This is a genomic window from Rhodococcus huquni (genome assembly GCF_055231055.1).
Genome location: NZ_JBUYWE010000012.1, coordinates 63638 through 83630, shown reverse-complemented (window position 1 = coordinate 83630; position 19993 = coordinate 63638). Strand labels below are relative to the sequence as shown.

Here is a 19993-nt window from a genome sequence, read left to right as displayed (position 1 = left end):
GTAGTCTGGTGCCATGTCTTCTGCTGTACCACTCACTGTGGGGATCACACGTTCGGCAGACTCCGGCGGCCCGCGCCCGGACGGGGTGAAGCGGGTGTTGCTCGCCGAGCCACGCGGCTACTGCGCCGGGGTCGACCGGGCCGTGGAGACCGTCGAGAAGGCGCTCGAGAAGCACGGGGCGCCCGTCTACGTCCGCAAGGAGATCGTCCACAATCGCCACGTCGTCGAGACGTTGAGCGATCGCGGCGTCGTCTTCGTCGACGAGACCGACGAGGTGCCGGAAGGCGCACTCCTCGTGTTCTCTGCGCACGGCGTGTCCCCGATGGTTCACGAATCAGCTGCGGAACGTCAGCTTCGCACCATCGATGCCACCTGCCCGCTCGTCACCAAGGTGCATCAGGAAGCGAAGCGATTCGCGCGAGACGACTACGACATCCTCCTCATCGGTCACGAAGGTCACGAGGAGGTCGAAGGCACCGCAGGTGAGGCTCCCGACCACGTTCAGCTGGTCGACGGTCCGGACTCGGTCGACTCTGTCGAGGTTCGCGACGAGTCCAAGGTGATCTGGCTGTCACAGACCACCCTCAGCGTCGACGAGACGATGCAGACGGTGTCTCGCTTGAGGGAACGCTTTCCGGCTCTGCAGGACCCGCCCAGCGACGACATCTGCTACGCCACCCAGAACCGTCAGGTCGCGGTCAAGGCCATGGCTCCCGAGTGTGACCTGGTGATCGTGGTTGGTTCACGCAACTCGTCCAACTCGGTGCGTCTCGTGGAAGTTGCTCTCGGGGCAGGAGCGCGCGCGTCCCACCTCGTCGATTACGCCCGTGAGGTGGAACCGGCGTGGCTCGAGGGTGTGCAGACCGTGGGAATCACGTCCGGCGCATCGGTCCCGGAGATCCTGGTGACCGGCGTCATCGACCTGCTCGCCGAGCACGGATTCCACGACGTACAGCCGGTCACCACTGCTAACGAGACTCTGGTGTTCGCTCTGCCGCGCGAGCTCCGCGCGGCCCGTACCAGCTGATGCGCTAGCGCAGTCGATCCGATTCGAAGGGTGGCTCGTACCGATCCCGGTAACGCACCTGCGGAATCGGATGGGCCGGCACCTCTGCCGACTCCCGCGGACGCGGGCTCGGCTGCCTGCGCGGTGGTGGCGGTGGGGGTTCACGATGCGTGCGATCCGCGAACGGGCGCCCGGACGCGGATTGACCACGCGGCGGGGGAGTAGCAGCCGACCTACGCGGCCGTGGTGGACGTGATTCGTCGACGGAGGCTCCGCTACGGCGCCCCGGCCTGATCGGATCCTTCGGAGGCTCGCGGCGGGTCGGACGGCCGGCCCCTCTGGCCGGACCGGACGCGCGCCCAGGCTTCTCGTCTCGGGCCGCCGCGGAGCGACCGCCACGACGAGTCGTGGCGGTCGCTCGCTCGGAGCGTGACGTGCGACGCCGTGTGGAAGAGCGAGCGGGTCCGTTGCGGCGCTGCTGCAGCAGGAAGAGGCGTGCACCGCAGATCGCCACCGCAAAAATCGTGGCGGCCAGCATCACGGGAAATCGGTTGACCAGGGGGTATGCGACGTTGATTGCGACGTCTCGGATACCTGATCCCATACCGTCGCCGATCAGGGTCTGTGCGATGGGCACGCTGACGAAGAGGATCAGGGGCGGCTGCACCATGGCCGTGAACAACGCCCGGTTGCTGGCAGCCACCGCGGCGCCGACACATCCGAGGAAGTAGAACGTCGAAAAGGCGGCAGTGAGTTCCGATCCACGGGCAGTATCGACCAGGAAGCCGACCATTGTCAGGCCAGCGCCGAGCAATACGACGCCCCACCAGGGAAAACCGGGAACCGTCGTGACAATCGACTGCTTGTCGAGCGGCACGCCGGAGCGAGCACGTTGGTTTGCAGACACACAACGACAGTAGCGGCAACCGACTAACTAGCTTCGTTGGCGTGACCGTGCGAGGCCGAAAGATCTGCGAGATTTGTGCGCCTCGGCCATGAATCCACCGCATTGACCTCGGAAATTTCGCCCTCGAAGAGATCGAGGTCGTTCAACTTGCGCGCCGTGACCGTGACGCGCGACTCCATCGAGGCGACAGTGGAGTTGAACGAGTCGACGGCCTTGCCGAGCTGGCCGCCCAGTTTGTCGAGGTGACCACCGACGATGCCCAATCGGCCGTACAACTCTCGCCCGAGTTGGTGGATCTTCGCGGCGTCCTCGGAGAGCGCTTCCTGTCGCCAGGTGTGTGCGATGGTGCGCAAGAGGGCGATGAGAGTAGTCGGCGTGGCAATGATCACGTTTCTCGAGAAGGCGTGCTCGAGGAGGTCGGAATCGGCGCCCAGAGCCGCGTCGAGAAACGGATCTCCCGGTACGAAGAGGACGACGAACTCCGGAGTGGGGTCGAACGACTCCCAATACCGTTTGTCGGCGAGCTGGTCGACATGGGTGCGTAGCTGTCGGGCATGCCGGGTGAGATGGTGATCTCTGGCTGCCGGGTCCTCGTCCTGCGCGGCGTCGAGGTACGCCGCGAACGGCACCTTTGCGTCGCCCACGATCTGTTTGCCGCCTGCCAGATAGACGAGAAGATCGGGGCGGACCCCTTCCTTGCTGACCTGGGTGTCGAAATCGCAGTGTCGCACCATGCCGGCGAGCTCGACGACCCGTTCGAGCTGGATCTCGCCCCACCGTCCGCGGATCTGCGGCGCACGCAGCGCGGTCACGAGCTGACCGGTCTGCGAGGTGAGCGTCGCGGACGTGCGGTGCATACCTTCGACCTGTTGTGTGAGTCCGGCATAGGCACGAACGCGGTCTCGCTCGACGTGATCGACCTGCTGAGCCAGTGCACCCACGGCCTCGTGCAGCGGGCCGACGAGCCGGGAGATCTGATCGCCGATGGCGCCTGAATGGCGGCGTGCGGAATCTTCGTTGACGGCACCGAGTGATTGGCGCAAGAGCGCCTCGTTGTCTTTCAGTGCCGAAAGCTGAGCTTCGGCGCGCGCGGCGCGCTCACCCGTTCGCGCCGCGTGAAGAAGCCATCCGACCACGGATCCCAACACGAGGGCTACGAGCATTCCCAGTGCCGTGAGTGCATTCATGTGACGGATGATGCATGGGGCCACCGACAGGAAATGTGGGACGCACCACGGGCCGCGGGGTCCCCGTTGTTGTCGGTCGGTTCCTCTAGCGTTTTCGTCCATGAGGATCCTGCACACTTCGGACTGGCACATCGGCCGCACTTTTCACGGCGTCGACCTGCTTGCCGACCAAGCGCAGGCCCTCGAAGCCATCGCCGCCGTCGTGGCCGAACACTCCGTCGACGTCGTCGTCGTGCCTGGTGACGTATACGACCGCTCGATTCCCAGTGGCGACGCCGTTCTGGTCTGTAACAGGGGTTTCGAAGCGATTCGCGCCGCCGGGGCAGTCATAGTCGCCACGTCCGGCAATCACGACTCGGCGGCGCGCCTGGGCGCAGGCGCTGCCTTCGCCGGTGCCGGCGGGCTGCACCTCATCACACGAGTCGACCAGATTTCCAGCCCTGTCGAACTCACCGATGAGCACGGCACTGTGGCGTTCTACGGGATTCCCTATCTCGAGCCGGAGATCACCCGCATGCAACTGGACGTGCCCTCGGCGCGTTCGCACGCCCAGATACTCGACGCCGCGATGGACCGAGTACGCGGCGATCTCGCCGATCGGGAGAGCGGCACACGCTCGGTGGTGCTCGCCCACGCATTCGTGGTGGGCGGCGAAGCCACGGGATCAGAACGCTCCATCTCGGTCGGCGGAGTCGAGACCGTCTCGGCGTCCGCGTTCGACGGTGTCGATTACGTGGCACTCGGTCACCTGCATTCCCCGCAGACATTGACCGACACCGTCCGCTACTCGGGCTCGCCACTGCCGTACTCGTTCGGTGAGCGCTCCCATCGCAAGGCTGTGTTCCTGGTCGACCTCGACGCGGACGGCGTATCCGATGTCGGGCGCGTGGATCTCCCGGTGGTGCGAGATCTGGCTCAGCTGTCCGGCACCCTCGACGAACTGGTCGGTGGTGACGAGTTCGCGTACGCAGAAGACCATTACGTCTCCGCGGTACTCACCGACGAGGTCCGTCCGATCGACGCGATGCGCGCGCTGCAGTCGCGATTTCCGTATGCGGTCCATCTCGAATGGAGACGTCCCGATGGCCTCGCAGACCTGCGATATCGGGAGAAGGTGCACGGGCGAAGCGACCTCGATATTGCGCGCAGCTTCGTCACCGACGTGCGGAGCGAGCCTTCCGAGGGCGAGGTCCGGTTGGTGGAGGCTGCTCTGCGGCACGCCGACCGTGAAGCCGACACGCGGGCCGAAGTGTCCGCCGGTGCGGATGTGCTGGACGCGACTGCATGAGGCTCCATCAGCTCGAGGTGCGCTCGTTCGGCCCGTTCGCCGACACCGTGACCGTCGACTTCGACCGTCTCGGCGCCGACGGTCTGTTTCTCCTGCACGGTCAGACCGGTGCCGGTAAGACAACCGTGCTGGATGCCGTTGCCTTCGCTCTGTACGGCACCGTTCCGGGAGCGCGCCGCGAAGGGAAGCGGCTGCTGTCCGACCACGCGCCGGCAGGGTCGGTGCCTCGGGTCGAATTGGAAGCCACAATCGGGGGTCGCCGCCTGCGACTCACCCGAAGCCCCGAATACGAACGTCCGAAGAAGCGGGGCGCGGGTTCGCTCGTCGAGAACGCCAAGGCAACACTGACGTGGCTCGACGGTGACGGCGAGAACCTGTCGCGGATCCCCGACATCGCGGACGAGGTCGGGCGCTTGATGGGGATGAGCGCCGATCAGTTCTTCCAGGTCGTGCTCCTGCCCCAGGGCGAGTTCGCCAAGTTTCTTCGAGCGGACAACGAGGACCGCGGGCAGTTGCTGGAGAGACTGTTCGACACCGAGAAGTTCGGAACCGTCGAGGACTGGTTCATGGCGCGGCGCAAGAAGAGCCGCCACGACCTGGACGACGCCGAGCGCGAGGTCGACTTGCTGGTCGCGAGGATAGGCGCAGCGTCGGGACTCGAAGTGGGTGCCGATGCAGATCCCGTCGGTTGGGCGGTGAAGCTGCAGGAGCAGTTGTCCGAGAGTCGGGACAACCAGGCCGACGAGTTGTCCCGGGCAAAGTCCGAGGCGGCCGCCACTCACGAGGCGCTGTCGGAAGCGCGCCGGCTCGTCGATCTGCACACTCGGCGCGAGCGCGCGCGGCAAGCCCTCGATCGACACGAGGAGGGTAGGCCCGAACGTGATTCGATTGCGGCCGAACTCGACGCAGCGCGCCGTGCGAAAGCTGTGTCGGCGCTCGACGACGAACTCGTTTCCGCACGGGCGTCCGAAGCCCGCGGCGTGCAGGGTGCGCAGAGGGCGGAGGCGGAACTGCGCGGGATCGTCGGCAGCGAGCCACTGCTCGCCGACATCGGCTGGCCACCGAAAGACTCTGAGCGAGAGGCCGTCCGGGCGCGCATACGGGAGTGGGGCGACGAGATCGTGCGCCTCGATGCGACCCTGCGTGAGGTGCAGGTTCTCGAGGATCTGAACTCCGGATTGCAGACTCTGCTGGTGCGCCGAGACGAGAGCGCCTCGGCTGCAGCAAGGGTGGCGCACGAACTCGAACAGCTTCCGGTCGCATTACGGTCGGCGGAAGCGGACCTGGATGCTGCGCGTCGGGCACAAGACGCTCTCACCGGGCAAGAGGACGCGTACCGGCGCGCGAAGGATGCTGCGGACTCGGCGATAGAGTTGCGCACTCGTCGAATCGATCTCGCAGACGCGAAAGAAGTAGCTGCCGCCGCTTACGATGCTCATCTGGCCGCCCGGAGCCGATTGCTCGACCTGCGCGAGAGCCGGATCGCCGGGATGGCAGCAGAACTCGCCGGTCGGCTCGTTGCGGGTGAGGCCTGCCAGGTATGTGGATCTGCTGAACATCCACGTCCGGCGGAGGCCACCGACCAATCGGTGACGAAGGCCGACGAGGAACGCGCCGTTAAGGCGGAGCAGTCCGCTGCCGCCGCTCACGCCGCGGCTCAGGACGCCGTGTCGACTGTGGAACGTGCGATCGTGCTGCTCGAGCAGCGCGGCGGCGGCGGCGACGCCGACGAGCTGGCTCGTCTGGCCACCGCAGCCCAATCCGACCTTGCCCGAACTCGTGACCAGGCAGGGCATCTCGACGCTCGGACGGCGAGCCTCCACGAGCTGCGAGAATCGGAATCTGCGTTGCAGGCGCGAAGTCGGGAACTGAACTCCGAGGGCGCAACTCTCACTGAGAAGCTTGCTTCGGCCACTGCCGAGGCAGAGCAATTGCGAATCCGAATCGAGCAGGCGGCCGGTGACGACCCGAATGTCGCGGCACGTCATCGCCGAATGAAATCCCTGGTAGCTCGCGCTTCCACTCTCGCCGATGCGCGTGATGTGGCGGTGGCCGCCGCGTCCGAGGTGAAGAAGCTCGTCGGCAAGACGGAAGTCGCAGCGACCGAAGCCCTTTTCGACAGTGTCGCCGATGCTCTGGCTGCGGTGCGTGACAGTGGTCGCCAGGCCGAGATGGACGACCTGCTCACCAAGGCCCGAGATATCGAGACCGGCGCGCGGGCCGTGCTCGCCGATCCTGACATCGAGGCCCTTGCAGATGGCGAGCCGCCCTCACTCGACGCAGCGCGGTCCGCGCATACGGAGAAGAGTGACGCGGTCGATGCCGCCGTCGCCGCGGCATCGGAGGCCGAACGTCGTCTTCAGGACGTCGAGAGGCACACAGCTCAACTGGTCAAGGCCACCGCAAAGGTCGCTCCCCAGCGGGCTGCCCACGAGGAACTCGCGGCGCTCGCCGAACTGATCGCCGGGCGCGGACAGAATGCGCGAAAGATGTCGCTGCGGTCCTACGTGCTCGCCGCAAGACTCGAAGAGGTTGCACTGTCGGCTTCGGTGCGACTGCGCCGCATGTCGGGTGGCCGCTACGAGTTCGTTCACAGCGACGAAGCGGGTCCGCGTGGCAGGCGAGGCGGCCTCGGCCTCGACATCCGTGACGACTACACAGGAACCGTGCGCTCCGCGAAGACACTGTCGGGTGGCGAGTCCTTCCTCGCTTCGCTCTCGTTGGCGCTCGGCCTCGCCGACGTCGTGGCCGCGGAGTCCGGTGGTGTCGTGCTGGACACGATGTTCATCGACGAGGGGTTCGGCACGCTCGACGCGGACACCTTGGATTCGGTGATGTCGGTTCTCGACGAACTTCGAGACGGTGGGCGGGTCGTGGGCATCGTCAGCCACGTGGACGAGATGCGCCAGCGCATCCCGAGTCGGCTACACGTGATCCGTGGACGATCCGGATCGACGCTCGAGGTTGTCGCCGGCTGACGCCTTCTCGTTCGCGGCCCCGACCGGTGTGGCACCCGTGGCTTCGGGGCGCTCGTCGAAACTGTCCGCACTGTCGCCGTCGGTCCCAGCAGCGCCCGGTTCCGTGGCGCGATGATCGATCTGCTCACCCAGGTACCGAACCACCACCGCGGCCACTGCAGCGGCGGGTACGGCGAGGAATGCACCGATGATTCCGAAGACCGATCCGCCGGCCGTCACCGCGAGAAGGACGACGACGGCGTGTAGTTTCATACTCTTGCTCTGCAGAATCGGCTGGAGCACGTTGCCTTCGATCTGCTGCACCGCGAGGATGAGCGCGAGCACGATGAGGGCTGTCGTGAGGCCGTTCGCGACGAGCGCGACCAGAACTGCGAGGGCGCCGGCCACGAAGGCACCGACGATCGGGATGAATCCGCCGAAGAAGGTCAGGATCGCCAGCACCGGGGCCAAGGGCACACCGAGAATGAGTAGGCCGGCGCCGATGAACACGGCGTCGATGAGGCTCACGAGGGCTTGGGTGCGGATGAATCCGCCGAGGGTGTCCCACATCCGGACGAGGACTTCTTCGAGGTGGGATCCGGCGCGCCGTCCGCTGACCCTGTGCAGCCACGGCACGAAGCGCGGGCCGTCCTTGATGAAGAAGAAGCAGAGGACGATCACCAAACCCATGGTGACCAGTAGCGACCCGGCGGTGCTCACTCCGGTGAAGACACCTGTCGCGATGGTGCTGCCGCTTTCCTGGACCTTCGAGATGATGGTGTGGACACCATTGTCGATCTGTTCGTCCTGAAGGTTTATCGGCGGACCCTTCACCCAGTCCTGCACCTGGTTGATGCCCTGGGTTGCCTTGTTGGCCAGTTCGGGAGCCTGGGAGACGATCGACGGAACGATGCCTGCGATGACGCCGGCCACCACCGAGATGAACAGGATCAGGGTGAGGATTGCGGCCGCGGCAGGTGGCAGGCCACGTTTCGTCATGAAGCGCGTGGGCGGCCAGAGCACGGTGGACACCACGATTGCGAGCAGTACCGGAAGGATGATCACCCACAGCTCTTTGACGAGCCAGCCCAGAACCCAAGCCCCCAGTGCGATGGCAACGAGGACCAAGGACCATTTGGCGAGCCAGAGGCCACCGCGTCCGATCAGGTGTCCGCGATCGGGCTTCGCCGGTTGCTGCTCGGTGGCTGGCGTGCTTGCGCTGTCGCTCACAGATAGTCCTTCCCAGGTGCGCTGTGCCTGCGGTGGGCACGGCGATCCTGATGTTACTGGTGTTAACTGCCGGTGTCGGCAGTGATGTCTCTCGAGGTTGCTCAATCGTGTTCGGCGGCCCACCTGCGTTGCCTACGATCCGCATATGAAACTCGCAACAGCATTGTGCGCGGCGGCATTGGTGGTGGGCGGACTCACAGCCTGTGGGTCGGGGGACGAGTCCGATGATTCGACCGGGGGTGCGATGACGTCGGTGCACACGGCGCTGGACGACGCCAAGTCCGGTGCCTTCGTCGCGTCGTTCAAGGCGGCCTTCTCCCCGCTCGCCGATGGGCGATCCGACGACGACATCAAGGCGATACTCGACGACACGTGCGGTGACCTGAAGGAATCTTCGGACGAACAGGATGTCCAGGCCGATATCAAGGATCGCGCGGAGAACAACGGAACCGAACCGACCGACAACCAGGCACGACAGATCTACGAGATGGCCAAGGTCGCCTGCCCCTGATCCGAAACCGCACGGGCCGTCGGCTCAGCAACAGCGGGCGCCCGGGTTGGCCTCGGCTTCGGCGTGACGGGTTCGCCAGTACTCCCGCTCCGACGGAATCGGTGCGCCCGGGTGGACGCGCTGCATGTGGTGCACGTACCGCGCGTAGTCGTGGTCGCCCATGACAGAGCTGAACCACCACCAGATACCGCGTAGAACGTGCACCACCTGCTTCATCGCGCCGGGGCTCCTTCTGGATCGAGAGGTTCGGAGTGATCCGACTTCTCGTAGTCGTCCCACTGCTTCTGCAGGTCCTTCTCCGCCGCCGTGGTGTGGAATCCGGACGGCGCGAAGATTCGCGAGGGCTGTTCGGGATCTTCGGTGGTCGGGAGGGAACCTGCCCGGTACGCCTTGATGCACACCATGACACCTGCGACGAACACGATCAGTACGAGCACCGCGAAGATGATCGACAGGGTGCCCTGGATGAACGTGTTGCGGATGACGGCGTCGATGGCTTCGGGTGTCTTGGCGGATCCGAAGCTGGTCTCGCCGGCAGCCTTCGCGTCCTTGAAGGCGTTGTGTTGCGACCAGTAGCCGATCTTGGTGTCGGATGAGAAGACCTTCTGCCACGACGCGGTCATGGTGATGACGAGGTCGAATACGAGCGGGACGGCGGGTATCCACGCCCACTTGAACAGGCCCTTTTTCATGACGACCGTGAGAACCACAGTCAGCGCGATAGCGGCCAGAAGCTGATTCGCGATGCCGAACAGTGGGAACAGCGTGTTGATTCCACCGAGCGGGTCGGTGACGCCCATCAGCAGGATTGCGCCCCAGGCGGCGACCACTACGAGCGAGCAGACCCATGCACCCACGCGCCACGACGGATCCTTGAACTTGCGTGCCGGTCCACCGAAGTTGCCCAGCGAGTCCGACAGCATGAACCGAGCCACACGAGTTCCGGCGTCGATGGTGGTGAGGATGAAGAGAGCCTCGAACATGATCGCGAAGTGGTACCAGAACGACTTGAGGCCCGATCCGCCCAGGAACTGACTGAGTACTTCCGACATGCCGAAGGCGAGAGTCGGGGCGCCACCTGTGCGGGAGATGATCGATTCCTCACCCACGTCGGCGGCGGCGCTGGAGAGTACGTCGGGGGAGATGTCGGGCGTGTTCAGGCCCAGTCCGTTGACGTAGTCCGCCGCTGTTTCGGGGGTGCCGCCGGTGAGGGCTTCGGGTGCATTGAGCGCGAAATAGAGGTGCTGGTCGAGGATGCAGGCGGTGACGAGAGCCATGATCGCGACGAACGATTCGGTGAGCATTCCGCCGTACCCGATCATGCGGGTCTGCTTCTCCTTGGCGAGAAGTTTCGGCGTGGTCCCGGACGAGATCAACGCGTGGAACCCGGACAGGGCCCCGCACGCGATGGTGATGAACAGGAACGGGAACAGTGAACCGGCGAAGGCGGGGCCGTTGCCGTCTATCGCGAAGCTGCTGACGTCCGGCATCTTGATGGTGGGCTGAGCGACGAGGATGCCGACGGCGAGAAGCACGATGGTGCCGACCTTCATGAACGTCGACAGGTAGTCGCGCGGAGCAAGTAGGAGCCAGACCGGAAGCACCGAGGCTGCGAATCCGTACGCGATCATCAGCCACGCGATGGTGACCTTGGAGAGAGTGAACCAATCGGCACCCCAGGATGTTTCGGCGACCCAACCGCCCGCGACGATCGCAAGCAGCAGCAGAACGACACCGATCAGGGACACCTCGGATACGCGGCCGGGCCGCAGGTATCGCAGGTACACGCCCATGAACAGGGCGATCGGGATGGTCATCGCGATGGAGAAGACACCCCACGGGCTTTCGGCGAGGGCGTTCACCACGACCAGTGCCAGCACCGCGATGAGGATGATCATGATGACGAACACGCCGATCAGGGCTGCGACACCACCGACGACGCCGAGTTCTTCGCGCGCCATCTGACCGAGGCTTCGCCCGCGACGCTTCGTGGAGATCCACAGAACGAGAAAGTCCTGGACCGCACCCGCGAACACGACGCCGATGATGATCCACAGGGTGCCGGGAAGGTAACCCATCTGTGCAGCCAGGACAGGGCCGACGAGGGGGCCGGCACCGGCGATGGCCGCGAAGTGATGTCCGAACAGCACACGCCGGTCGGTGGGCATGTAGTCCTTGCCGTTTTCGAGGATCTCGGCAGGAGTGGCCACGTCGTCGCGCGGGCGGGTGATCTTGTTCTCGATGAGCCTGGCGTAGAAGCGATACGCGATCAAGTAGGTGGAGATCGCGGCGACGACGAACCAGACCGAATTGACCTCTTCGCCACGAACCACCGCGATCATCGCCCAGGCGACACCGCCGAGGAGTCCGATGATGAGAAAGGCGACGCGTGCGGTGGGGGAGATCGGAGCCCGTTCGACTACCCCGACCGGGGGAATGTCCGGATCCGTCGTCAGATACTCCACGTCGGGCTCGGGTGAGCTCTTTCGTGCCATCCGCATGGCCATCTGCGACTCCTCAGCAGTCTTCCCGAATGCCGAAGGGCCATAGTCATTGTGTGGCACGGACCCTTGTCGACACGGCCACCGTTTTGTGGCCCCCGTCACCCTAGGGGTGCCGGGGCGAGTTCAGGAAGTTTTGCGCCGAGCGCGCCGAAATCTGCGATGTGCGGTCGATTGCCGCCAGTGGCGCCGCGTCGACTAGATTCGGATGTCCGTAGCCGCAGTCTTGTCGGCTCACATCGGAGGGGGATTCGAGAATCATGACCGAGAACCAGGGGTTCGAGCCGCAGAGCTTCGGCGCGCAGCAAACCGGTGCGAACGATTACCCGGCTCCCGGCTATTCACAGCCGGCGTATGCGCAGCAGGGGTATTCGCCCCAGGCCTACACGCCTGCACCCGTCGGTTCGAGCGGCGCGCCGCAGCTCCCGCCTTCGAACGCGGGGTGGGCAGTCGCGGCCGTCCTGTTCTTCTGGCCGCTCGCATTCAGCGCGTTCAACCACGTCCACAACGTGTATCCCAAGTGGGCGATGGGTGACTATCAGGGCGCGCAGTACGCCTCGGACCGCGCCAAGCAGCTCGGAAAGATCGCGCTGTGGGTGTGGGTCGGACTGATGATCCTGTTCGTGGTCGTCTACTCAATCTTCATCGTCGCAATGATCGCATCGATCGGTGAAGCAGCGAACTCGACCAACGATTGGTGACGCATGGTCGAGGACGGTGCGCCCACATGGACGTGGGACTTTGATTTCACGCTCCCTCCCGAGTTCGCCCGCGTACTGGAATCGGCTCTGAAGGCGCTGATTCGGGACATCAAGTGCTCGGAAGATGAAGTTGGTCCCTATTTCGACCTGGTGTGGAAGGTGACGCTCCAAGAGGATCCTCGAGACCCGGAACGTATTCCCGGCGTCGACGTGACCATCTATCGGCAAGGTCAAGAGGTGCATTTCTTTGGATTGCCCTGGGAACTAGGCGAGGCGTTCGCCACCTACCGAATAGCTGACGAGTTCCAAACCAAGCTTTTCGACGACTTCGTCCCGTGGCCGACTGCTGATGGGCACATCATCGAAGCGGGTGTCATCGCGGGTCGTGCTGTCTGGCATCGCAAGGGAGTGCGGGTGGCCGATATAGGCGAGCTGTGTTCGTCGACCCGGCCCTGATATGAGGTAGCGGCCGTGGCTCGGAGTGTCCGGGTTATCGATATGAAGCAATTCAGGCGGAACGAATGGAACATTCGTCCGGCCTGACTGGACGGGCGTCGCGTTCGTCCGGGGGGCGTGGGGCCACACAGGCACCAGAAACTCGCGAGTGCCTAGTGCGTACGCACCAGTAGGAGTCGGTATCGATAGACGATGACCGGCGGCACGCCGCAAGGAATCGTTGGAAGCGTGCAAAGAGCAGGTCCAGGCCTGTTTGCAACCAACGACGAAGAGGCTGTTCATGTCCGCTGTAACAATCGCCCCAGTACGTATTGGGAGGTGGTCCATCGGTGCCCTCGGCATCTTGGCGCTCGCCCTCGGCACCTTGCAGTCTGTGGTGGAGCCCGCGCTCCCCATGCTGCAGCGTGAACTGGGGGTCAGTCCCGCCGAAGGGGCACTGGTCTCCAACGCGCTATTGATCACCGGTGCGGTGGTCACGCCGATCGCCGGAAAGCTCGGAGACCGCTACGGCGGAAAGCGAGTGCTGCTCTGGCTGATGGCCGTGGTCTCGGCCGGCGGCTTGCTGGCTGCCTCGGCGCCGAACCTGCCGACGCTGTTGTTCGGCCAGGTCCTGCAGGGCGTCATGGTGGGTGCGCTTCCTCTCTCGTTCATCCTGGTGCGCAAACACCTCACGACGGGAGAGTCTCAGGTGGCGATCGGGGTCGTGCTCGCACTCTTCACCGGCGGCGGCATGGTGGGGATGGCATTTGCCGGACCGGTCGCGTCGGCACTGTCCTGGCATTGGATTTTTGCGCTCCCGACCGTCGCAATCATTGCAATGACGCTGGCGGTTGCCCGACTGATGCCACATGATCCGCCGATCGAGTCGGAAGCCGGAATCGACTGGCCTGGCGTGTTCTTGCTGAGCGGAACGTTGCTGGCGTTCATGCTCGGGTTGGTGACGATGACGAACGGTGCACTGCCACCCCTCGCGATCGGAGCCATTGCGGTGGCGGTCGGCGTACTGGCGACCGCATGGGTCGCCGTCGAGCGTCGCGCATCGGCCCCGATGGTCGATCTGAGAATGCTGGCGACCCCTGCAATGCGGAACGCATGGGTACTTACGTTCGTCATCACCGTCAGTTCGGGGATGGTGCTCCTTCTGCTGCCGCAGTTGTTCGCCGCTCCGGCCGACGGCTACGGATTCGGGGCGGACACCACCGACATCGGACTGTTCCTGCTTCCCGGCGCTATCGCTGGGGCACTGAGTGATTCGGTCGGCGGATATGCGGTGCGGCGTTTCGGGTCGCGCGCGGTCGTGACCGTGGGCGCGGTAGTCACCGCAGCAACATTGATCGGTTTGGCCTCGTTGCACACCGATGCGTGGCAACTCGTCCTCGCGAAGGTCCTCACCGCGTTCGCTGCCGGCGTCGCCACCACCGCTCTACTCGCGGGCACCGCCACTGCGGTCAAGGCCGAGGACACCGGAATTGCCACCAGCCTGCTCGTGGTGACTCGCGTCATCGGCGTGGCTTTGGGAGCCCAGATCGGCGGCGCGATTCTCGCAGCCGGGGCCGACCCGTTGACCGGCCATCCGGCCGAATCGGCCTTCGTCACAGGGTTTGCCATCGCGGGAATCGTCGCCGCTGTGTCACTGATCGTTGTTCGTATGACCAAGAAGGAAGTCCCAGCATGAATATCAGCAACGTATCGAAAGATGTAAGCACTCCCGCGAAGCGCACGGTGTTGATCTCTGGAGCCAGCATCGCAGGACCCACACTGGCGTACTGGCTTCACCGCGCCGGATTCGAGGTCACGGTGGTGGAGAAGGCGAGCGCATTACGAGATGGTGGTTACCCGATCGACATCCGTGGCACCGCGATAGAGGTCGTTCGGCGGATGGGGATACTTCCGCAATTACAGGAGGCGCACATCGACTCCCGTCGCTTCACCTTCCTCGATGCCGATGGCAGCACTGTGGCGGTGGTCAACCCGAGTGCCGTAGCCGGCAGCGTAGAGGGACAGGACCTCGAGGTTCGCCGTGGAGATCTGGCGGCAGCGCTGTACGGAAGTGTGCGTGATGACGTGGAATTCCTGTTCGACGACTCGATCGACACCCTTCACGACTCCGAACAGGAGGTCGACGTCATGTTCCGCAGTGGACACCGGCGCACGTTCGACCTGGTCATTGGTGCCGACGGCATGCACTCGGCCGTCCGAGAGTCCCTATTCGGCCCCGAAGAGCAGTTCCATCGCTATCTCGGCTACTGCTTCGCGATATTCACCATGCCGAATACGCTCGGTCTCTCCCACGAGCTCATGTTGTGGAACACACCGGGGAAGGCCGCTGCCCTCTACGCCGTCGGGGATGACGACGAGCTGCATGCATTCCTCAATTTCTACCGACCCGAGGCTCCATCAGGGCTCCTCCGAAACACCGACGCCCAAAGAGAATTGGTAGCCGCGACTTTCGCGGACGCGGGTTGGGAGGTACCCAGGATCGTCGATGCCATGGGTGGCGCCGACGATCTGTTCTTCGACACGGCCGGACAGATTCGTATGCCTCACTGGTCCAGTGGCCGGGTCGCGCTCGTCGGCGACGCGGCCTACGCTCCTTCGTTCCTTACCGGGCAGGGGTCGAGTCTTGCCCTCTCCGGTGCCTATGTGCTCGGCAATGCCCTGAGCGTGCATCGGGATCACTCCGAGGCGTTCGCCGCCTACGAACGCGACCTTCGCACGTTCGTTTCGCTGAATCAGGCACTGGTGGACAACGGGGGCGCCAGACTCTTCCCCACGACGGAGCAGGCCCTCGAACTACGCAACACCAAGCTGCGCGGACTTGTCACCATGCCCTCTGCGGCAACACAACCCGCCCATTCGGCGCTGACGCTTCCTGAATTCGTCTCGAGGCGGTGACCTAATGACCGTCGGCGCCTGGGGACGCACGGACCAGCCCCGTACGGTAGGCGATCACCACGAGTTGAGCGCGATCACGAGCGTCCAGCTTCGTCATGGACCGCTGCACATGGGCGCGGACGGTGAAGGGACTGAGAAACATCCGCTCGGCGATCTCCTGGTTGGACAGACCCATCGCGACAAGCGACACCATTTCGCGTTCGCGTGGCGTGAGCACCGCGAGTTGTTCGAGGTGCTGCGCCTCGGCCACGTCCGGCGCCGCCAGAAATCGAGAAACCAGGGCACGAGTTGCGTTGGGGGACAGAAGAGTTTCCCCAGCAGCCACAGTGCGCACGGCGTCCAAAAGTTCCTGGGCCCCTATGCCTTTGCCGATGAATCCGCTGGCACCCGCACGCAGGGCCTGGGCGACGTATTCGTCGGTCTCGTAGGTGGTGAGGACCAGAATTCGGCTGGATTTCAAAGTCGGGTCTGCGCAGATTTCCGATGTGGCGGTAATGCCATCTACCTCGGGCATACGGATGTCCATGATCACCACATCCGGCTGTAACTCTCGGGTGAGTTTCACCGCGTCCCGGCCATCGGCGGCCTCACCGACCACGGTGATGTCGTCGGCAGTGTCGAGAAGCATCCGGAAAGCGCCGCGCAGCAAGGCTTGATCGTCGGCGAGCAGCACTCGTAGTGTCACAGTGCATCACCGGTCTTTCCGTCGGTTCCGTCGATGGTGTCCGCGGCGGCCGGGAGTGGTAAGTCGGCTGTGACGAGGAAGCCGCCCTCCGGACGCCTACCGGCGGAGAGACGTCCCCCGACCGCAGTGGTGCGCTCGCGCATCCCGATCAGACCGTAGCCGGGGGCTCGGTTCGTACGAGCACCGGCACCGTCATCCGACACGTTTATGGTGAGGCGACTCGGCTTCCAGGCGACGCACACCCGGGCTCTACCGGCACCGGAGTGTTTGGTCACGTTGGTCAGAGCTTCCTGCACGATGCGATAAGCGGTGAGGTCCACTCCCGGTGGAAGTGGCCTGGACGTACCCTCCCGGTGCACCGACACCGACAAACCGGCGCGTTCGAACGACTCGACAAGCGTGGGCAGGTTGGACAACCCCGGTGTGGGTTCGGCGGGCACGGTTGCGTCTCCGGACTGACGGAGCAGACCGACCGTGGCTCGCAACTCGTCGAGGGCACTCCTGGTGGTGTCGACCAGTTCGTTCAGGCTCTTACGGGTCTGCTCGGGGCGGTCGTCGAAGAGGTGGGCAGCGACCGTGGCCTGTGCATTGGCCAGCGTGATCTGATGGGCCACGAGATCGTGGAGTTCCCGGGCGATGCGCATCCGTTCTTCCGTCACCCTCTGGCGCGCTTCGCTGTCCCGGCTCTCCTCGGCGCGCCGGGCTCTTTCCTTCACTGTTTCCAGATAGGCACGTCGAGTCTGCGTCGAATGACCTAGAACGCCTGCCATCAGTGGAAACGCGGCCACCGCGCCCAACCTGCTCGCGTCTTGCCAGGACTGAGCCCCGAAGAAGGGCGTGACGGCGACCAACGCCACCGCCGACGTGAGCAGAGCGACGCTGGCCTTCTGCCATTCGTTGCGCACTGCGAACGAGTAGGCAGTGATTACGGCGGGAGCCACTATAAGCGGGGTAAGTAGAAGACCCAATGGCGTGACCAGCATGCCGCACACGACCGCGACCGCCAAGGCGGCCAAGGGTGCCCGGTGCCGAAACGGCAGCACGGCGCAAGAAACCACTGCGACGAGGTAGGCGGAGGCGGTCGGCGGCGCCAACGTGTCGTCGACCTGAAAAATGCCACCGAGCAGGCAGAGCACGAAGGCGGTCGCCGTGATCGCTCCCTCACGCCACCACGCGCCGCGCGAACGCGGGGCGCCTTTACCGGTCATGGTCGACTCAGTGCCTGGGCCTCGGACTCAACATTTGGTAGCACAAGGCTCACGATACTGGCGAGGAGCTCGATCTCCCCTCGGACAGTTCAATTGTTCGCCTCGTCGATGGACCACGACCCCGGCGGCCGTCTGCGTCAGATCAGGTCTTCACCCTTGCGGCGAGCGGATGCCCACTCGGAGAAGAAGCCCTTGCTGATGACGAACAGCACGGCTGCCACCAGGACCGGCCAGATCAGGACGTAGATCGTGAGAAGTACGGTGCTCATGAATGCTCCTTCGACTACTTGACGGGTTCGAGATCAGGGGTGGCTGCGCTGCGGTGGGGTCCGGGCCCTTCGTCGTCCGGCTCCTCCGACTCGTCGAAGTCACCGACTCGACGGTTGATCAGATCGAAGTCGAAATCGTCGGTCTGATTCACCGACATCGCGAAGCACACGATGGTGCTCACCGCGTATGCGACCAATGAACCACTGAGCGTTGCGTACTCGTGCAGAGATCCGAGCGCGAAGGGTGCCGTCACGAGCATCGCGACGACTCCGGCGATCTGCGCGGATCGGAGTCCGAAGAACCCGAAGACCATCAGCGCCACCACAACTCCGACGCCGACAATGGACACGACGTCCACCAGGTATCCGATCGGGCCGGACATGGGGATCCATTCGAAGCGGACGGGAATGAATGCGACGAGCGCGACGATCACGGAGACCGTGAACGCCTTGTTCGTCACCTTGCCCCAGTAGAAGCTCGCGATGACGGGGAACACCAATGCGCCCCACAGTGCACCGACGAACACGAGAAGATCCAAGATGCTGAGCTGCATACTGGCGAACGCGATTGCCAGCGCGGTGGCGCAGATCATCGTGATGCGGCCGATCAGCAGCATCCGCTTCGGATCCGCCTTCCCCTTGCCGGCAACCGTCTGTCCGTAGACGTCGGTCATCACGATCGAGGACAGTGCCGCGAGATCGGAATCGGCAGTCGACGACAGCGCTCCGATGATCATGACGAAGAAGACCGCCAGAAGCGCGGCCGGCAGATACGACGACGCCATTTGCGGGATCAGGTTGTTCATGTCGCCGTTCGCAGGCTCGACGCCGAGGTACAGGGCGAGGACGCCGAGCATGCCCACACCGATGACCGTTGCGCCGTAGCCGACTGTGGCGGTCACGAACGTCGGCTTGATCAGGTTCTCGCGGACGGCGAAGAGGCGCTGCGCGATGGTCTGGTTGCCGATCGCGTACGCAAGTACGGCAGCGATGTAGGGCGCTCCCTGATTGAGGAAGGCCTCGCTCGAGAAGAAGTTGCCCTGTTCGGGAGTGAGGTTGTGCGCGCCGGTCTCGAATGCGGCAGGGAAGCCGGCTGCAAAGAAGATCACGGGCAGCAACACGGCGACAGCGCCCAGCATGCCGAGCAGCTGAACGAAATCGGTGAGGACCGAAGCGCGGAATCCGGACCACAGTGTGTAGAGCAAAACGCCCAGCGCGACGATGAAGACGCCCTGAATGAAGTTGAACGGCGACAGCAGGGAGATGAGAACACCACCGGCCAGGAAGTTCGACATCAAGCTGATCAAACTTCCGACGACGTTCGAACCCGCGAGCATGAGCTGGCTGGAGCGGCCGTGACGTGCGTACATGATCTCGGCCAGTGTGTGGGCTTTCGGTGCAACAGCCCGGATGCGGCGGCCGAAGGGGTAGATGAACAGGATCATCAACGCGCCCCAGAGGCCGTAGTGGATGGGTCCCGAGATGCCGTAGGTGTATCCGGAGGTCGCCGAGGCGTACAGCGAAGACGCCCAGATCCAGGTGGCCGTCATGCTGGCAGCGGAGATGCCGAAGCCGACGTTGTTGCCGGCGGTCATGAACTCGTCGGCGTTCTCCTCCTTCTTTCCTATCCGGGTGGAAATGAGAAATGTTCCACCGTAGAAGAAAACCAACAACAAAACGACGACAAGGGCGCTGAACTGGACCATCTCCGAGCTCTCCACACCCACCTCCTCACATCAATTCCCAAGAAAATGCGCAAAATTCAGACGCGGCGTCGGGCGCGCGTCACTACAAATCGAAAAACTCACATCCTCAAAAATTCAATCAGCACCGGTGGGCGTACCGCCCGGTTTCGAGTCCGGCTCCCGGTTCACCGCTGTCGGCCTGTCGGCGGAGGTTCACGCCGCTGCTCGATGCGTGCCGAGGGCCCCGAATCTCGAGTACTTCGTTAGCAACAGGCAAGGACTGTAGCACCTGTTTTCCCAGCGCACGCCCTCGCATCCGGATTTCAGCGCCGTCAGGACGCCGCGAAATCGGTCGCACGCAGGAGTTCCGCCCGTGGCGAGCTATGTCCGCTTCGCGTCGATCCGACGTGGGTGGAGAGTGGAGCAAGTGCGGTGCTGGGGCCGCCGTGCGGTGGCGTCGGTCGACCGGAACTCGTCCTGCAGTCGACCCGAGTCAGGGCGATGGGC

Annotated in this window: 17 protein-coding genes; 8 read left to right on the top strand and 9 right to left on the bottom strand. The window is 64.2% G+C overall.

Annotated elements, in window-relative coordinates; translation table 11 throughout:
* The first annotated feature begins 13 nt into the window (after nt 1–13).
* Nucleotides 14–1027 carry a 4-hydroxy-3-methylbut-2-enyl diphosphate reductase gene (locus tag ACZI8R_RS18870; RefSeq protein WP_463381187.1) on the top strand — a complete coding sequence of 338 codons (1014 nt, stop codon included), beginning with the start codon at nt 14–16 and terminating at the stop codon, nt 1025–1027.
* Nucleotides 1028–1031: 4 nt separating this feature from the next.
* Here ACZI8R_RS18870 and ACZI8R_RS18865 read toward each other — a convergent pair whose 3' ends face one another.
* Nucleotides 1032–1913: a DUF6542 domain-containing protein gene (locus ACZI8R_RS18865; RefSeq protein WP_463381186.1), complete on the bottom strand. Its 882-nt coding sequence runs from the start codon at nt 1911–1913 to the stop codon at nt 1032–1034.
* A gap of 23 nt (nt 1914–1936) precedes the next feature.
* On the bottom strand, nt 1937–3100 hold the full coding sequence (locus ACZI8R_RS18860; protein WP_463381185.1) for a DNA recombination protein RmuC: 1164 nt from the start codon (nt 3098–3100) through the stop codon (nt 1937–1939).
* A 100-nt stretch (nt 3101–3200) separates the two neighbouring features.
* Between ACZI8R_RS18860 and ACZI8R_RS18855 the strand changes: the two genes are divergently transcribed.
* Together ACZI8R_RS18855 and ACZI8R_RS18850 are read left to right on the top strand one after the other, a co-directional pair.
* Nucleotides 3201–4388: an exonuclease SbcCD subunit D gene (locus ACZI8R_RS18855; protein ID WP_463381184.1), complete on the top strand. Its 1188-nt coding sequence runs from the start codon at nt 3201–3203 to the stop codon at nt 4386–4388.
* On the top strand, nt 4385–7366 hold the full coding sequence (locus ACZI8R_RS18850; protein WP_463381183.1) for an AAA family ATPase: 2982 nt from the start codon (nt 4385–4387) through the stop codon (nt 7364–7366). Before ACZI8R_RS18855 ends, ACZI8R_RS18850 begins: the two co-directional genes overlap by 4 nt.
* Here the strand turns inward: ACZI8R_RS18850 and ACZI8R_RS18845 are convergent.
* Complete coding sequence (locus ACZI8R_RS18845; protein ID WP_463381182.1) at nt 7313–8575, bottom strand: AI-2E family transporter; 1263 nt, start codon at nt 8573–8575, stop codon at nt 7313–7315. The two genes, ACZI8R_RS18850 and ACZI8R_RS18845, sit on opposite strands and share 54 nt — an antisense overlap.
* A gap of 145 nt (nt 8576–8720) precedes the next feature.
* On the opposite strand from ACZI8R_RS18845, the gene ACZI8R_RS18840 reads away from it, so the two are divergent.
* Nucleotides 8721–9086 carry a hypothetical protein gene (locus tag ACZI8R_RS18840; protein WP_463381181.1) on the top strand — a complete coding sequence of 122 codons (366 nt, stop codon included), beginning with the start codon at nt 8721–8723 and terminating at the stop codon, nt 9084–9086.
* Nucleotides 9087–9110: 24 nt separating this feature from the next.
* Here the strand turns inward: ACZI8R_RS18840 and ACZI8R_RS18835 are convergent, their stop codons facing one another.
* Nucleotides 9111–9302 carry a YbdD/YjiX family protein gene (locus tag ACZI8R_RS18835; RefSeq protein WP_463381180.1) on the bottom strand — a complete coding sequence of 64 codons (192 nt, stop codon included), beginning with the start codon at nt 9300–9302 and terminating at the stop codon, nt 9111–9113.
* On the bottom strand, nt 9299–11593 hold the full coding sequence (locus ACZI8R_RS18830; RefSeq protein ID WP_463381179.1) for a carbon starvation CstA family protein: 2295 nt from the start codon (nt 11591–11593) through the stop codon (nt 9299–9301). Before ACZI8R_RS18830 ends, ACZI8R_RS18835 begins: the two co-directional genes overlap by 4 nt.
* Before the next feature lie 254 nt (nt 11594–11847).
* Between ACZI8R_RS18830 and ACZI8R_RS18825 the strand changes: the two genes are divergently transcribed.
* The 4 genes from ACZI8R_RS18825 (at nt 11848) to ACZI8R_RS18810 (ending at nt 15639) form a co-directional block, all read left to right on the top strand.
* On the top strand, nt 11848–12288 hold the full coding sequence (locus ACZI8R_RS18825; RefSeq protein WP_463381178.1) for a CD225/dispanin family protein: 441 nt from the start codon (nt 11848–11850) through the stop codon (nt 12286–12288).
* Nucleotides 12289–12291: 3 nt separating this feature from the next.
* Nucleotides 12292–12744: a hypothetical protein gene (locus ACZI8R_RS18820; protein WP_463381177.1), complete on the top strand. Its 453-nt coding sequence runs from the start codon at nt 12292–12294 to the stop codon at nt 12742–12744.
* Between the two features lie 280 nt (nt 12745–13024).
* Nucleotides 13025–14419: an MFS transporter gene (locus ACZI8R_RS18815; RefSeq protein WP_463381176.1), complete on the top strand. Its 1395-nt coding sequence runs from the start codon at nt 13025–13027 to the stop codon at nt 14417–14419.
* Entirely contained in the window at nt 14416–15639 is a 1224-nt protein-coding gene (locus ACZI8R_RS18810; protein ID WP_463381175.1) for an FAD-dependent monooxygenase, read from the top strand. Before ACZI8R_RS18815 ends, ACZI8R_RS18810 begins: the two co-directional genes overlap by 4 nt.
* Before the next feature lies 1 nt (nt 15640).
* On the opposite strand, the gene ACZI8R_RS18805 is transcribed toward ACZI8R_RS18810, so the two are convergent.
* The 4 genes from ACZI8R_RS18805 to ACZI8R_RS18790 all read right to left on the bottom strand — a co-directional run bounded on the left by ACZI8R_RS18805 (nt 15641) and on the right by ACZI8R_RS18790 (nt 19507).
* Nucleotides 15641–16324, bottom strand: coding sequence for a response regulator transcription factor (locus ACZI8R_RS18805; protein WP_463381174.1), 684 nt, complete (start codon nt 16322–16324; stop codon nt 15641–15643).
* Nucleotides 16321–17532, bottom strand: coding sequence for a sensor histidine kinase (locus ACZI8R_RS18800; RefSeq protein ID WP_463381173.1), 1212 nt, complete (start codon nt 17530–17532; stop codon nt 16321–16323). Before ACZI8R_RS18800 ends, ACZI8R_RS18805 begins: the two co-directional genes overlap by 4 nt.
* A 137-nt stretch (nt 17533–17669) precedes the next feature.
* The gene (locus tag ACZI8R_RS18795; RefSeq protein WP_463381172.1) at nt 17670–17801 is read right to left on the bottom strand and encodes a putative transporter small subunit; all 132 of its coding nucleotides are present in this window, start codon (nt 17799–17801) and stop codon (nt 17670–17672) included.
* 14 nt (nt 17802–17815) lie between these two features.
* The gene (locus ACZI8R_RS18790; protein WP_463381227.1) at nt 17816–19507 is read right to left on the bottom strand and encodes a sodium:solute symporter family protein; all 1692 of its coding nucleotides are present in this window, start codon (nt 19505–19507) and stop codon (nt 17816–17818) included.
* Between the last annotated feature and the right edge of the window lie 486 nt (nt 19508–19993).

Bases quoted from the DNA above. Each gene is read 5' to 3' on its own strand.
- ACZI8R_RS18870 (WP_463381187.1), top strand. From the start codon at position 14: ATGTCTTCTGCTGTACCACTCACTGTGGGGATCACACGTTCGGCAGAC.
- ACZI8R_RS18840 (WP_463381181.1), top strand. From the start codon at position 8,721: ATGAAACTCGCAACAGCATTGTGCGCGGCGGCATTGGTGGTGGGCGGA.
- ACZI8R_RS18825 (WP_463381178.1), top strand. From the start codon at position 11,848: ATGACCGAGAACCAGGGGTTCGAGCCGCAGAGCTTCGGCGCGCAGCAA.
- ACZI8R_RS18815 (WP_463381176.1), top strand. From the start codon at position 13,025: ATGTCCGCTGTAACAATCGCCCCAGTACGTATTGGGAGGTGGTCCATC.
- ACZI8R_RS18850 (WP_463381183.1), top strand. From the start codon at position 4,385: ATGAGGCTCCATCAGCTCGAGGTGCGCTCGTTCGGCCCGTTCGCCGAC.
- ACZI8R_RS18820 (WP_463381177.1), top strand. From the start codon at position 12,292: ATGGTCGAGGACGGTGCGCCCACATGGACGTGGGACTTTGATTTCACG.
- ACZI8R_RS18810 (WP_463381175.1), top strand. From the start codon at position 14,416: ATGAATATCAGCAACGTATCGAAAGATGTAAGCACTCCCGCGAAGCGC.
- ACZI8R_RS18795 (WP_463381172.1), bottom strand. From the start codon at position 17,801: ATGAGCACCGTACTTCTCACGATCTACGTCCTGATCTGGCCGGTCCTG.
- ACZI8R_RS18835 (WP_463381180.1), bottom strand. From the start codon at position 9,302: ATGAAGCAGGTGGTGCACGTTCTACGCGGTATCTGGTGGTGGTTCAGC.
- ACZI8R_RS18800 (WP_463381173.1), bottom strand. From the start codon at position 17,532: ATGACCGGTAAAGGCGCCCCGCGTTCGCGCGGCGCGTGGTGGCGTGAG.
- ACZI8R_RS18855 (WP_463381184.1), top strand. From the start codon at position 3,201: ATGAGGATCCTGCACACTTCGGACTGGCACATCGGCCGCACTTTTCAC.
- ACZI8R_RS18830 (WP_463381179.1), bottom strand. From the start codon at position 11,593: ATGGCCATGCGGATGGCACGAAAGAGCTCACCCGAGCCCGACGTGGAG.
- ACZI8R_RS18790 (WP_463381227.1), bottom strand. From the start codon at position 19,507: ATGGTCCAGTTCAGCGCCCTTGTCGTCGTTTTGTTGTTGGTTTTCTTC.
- ACZI8R_RS18860 (WP_463381185.1), bottom strand. From the start codon at position 3,100: ATGAATGCACTCACGGCACTGGGAATGCTCGTAGCCCTCGTGTTGGGA.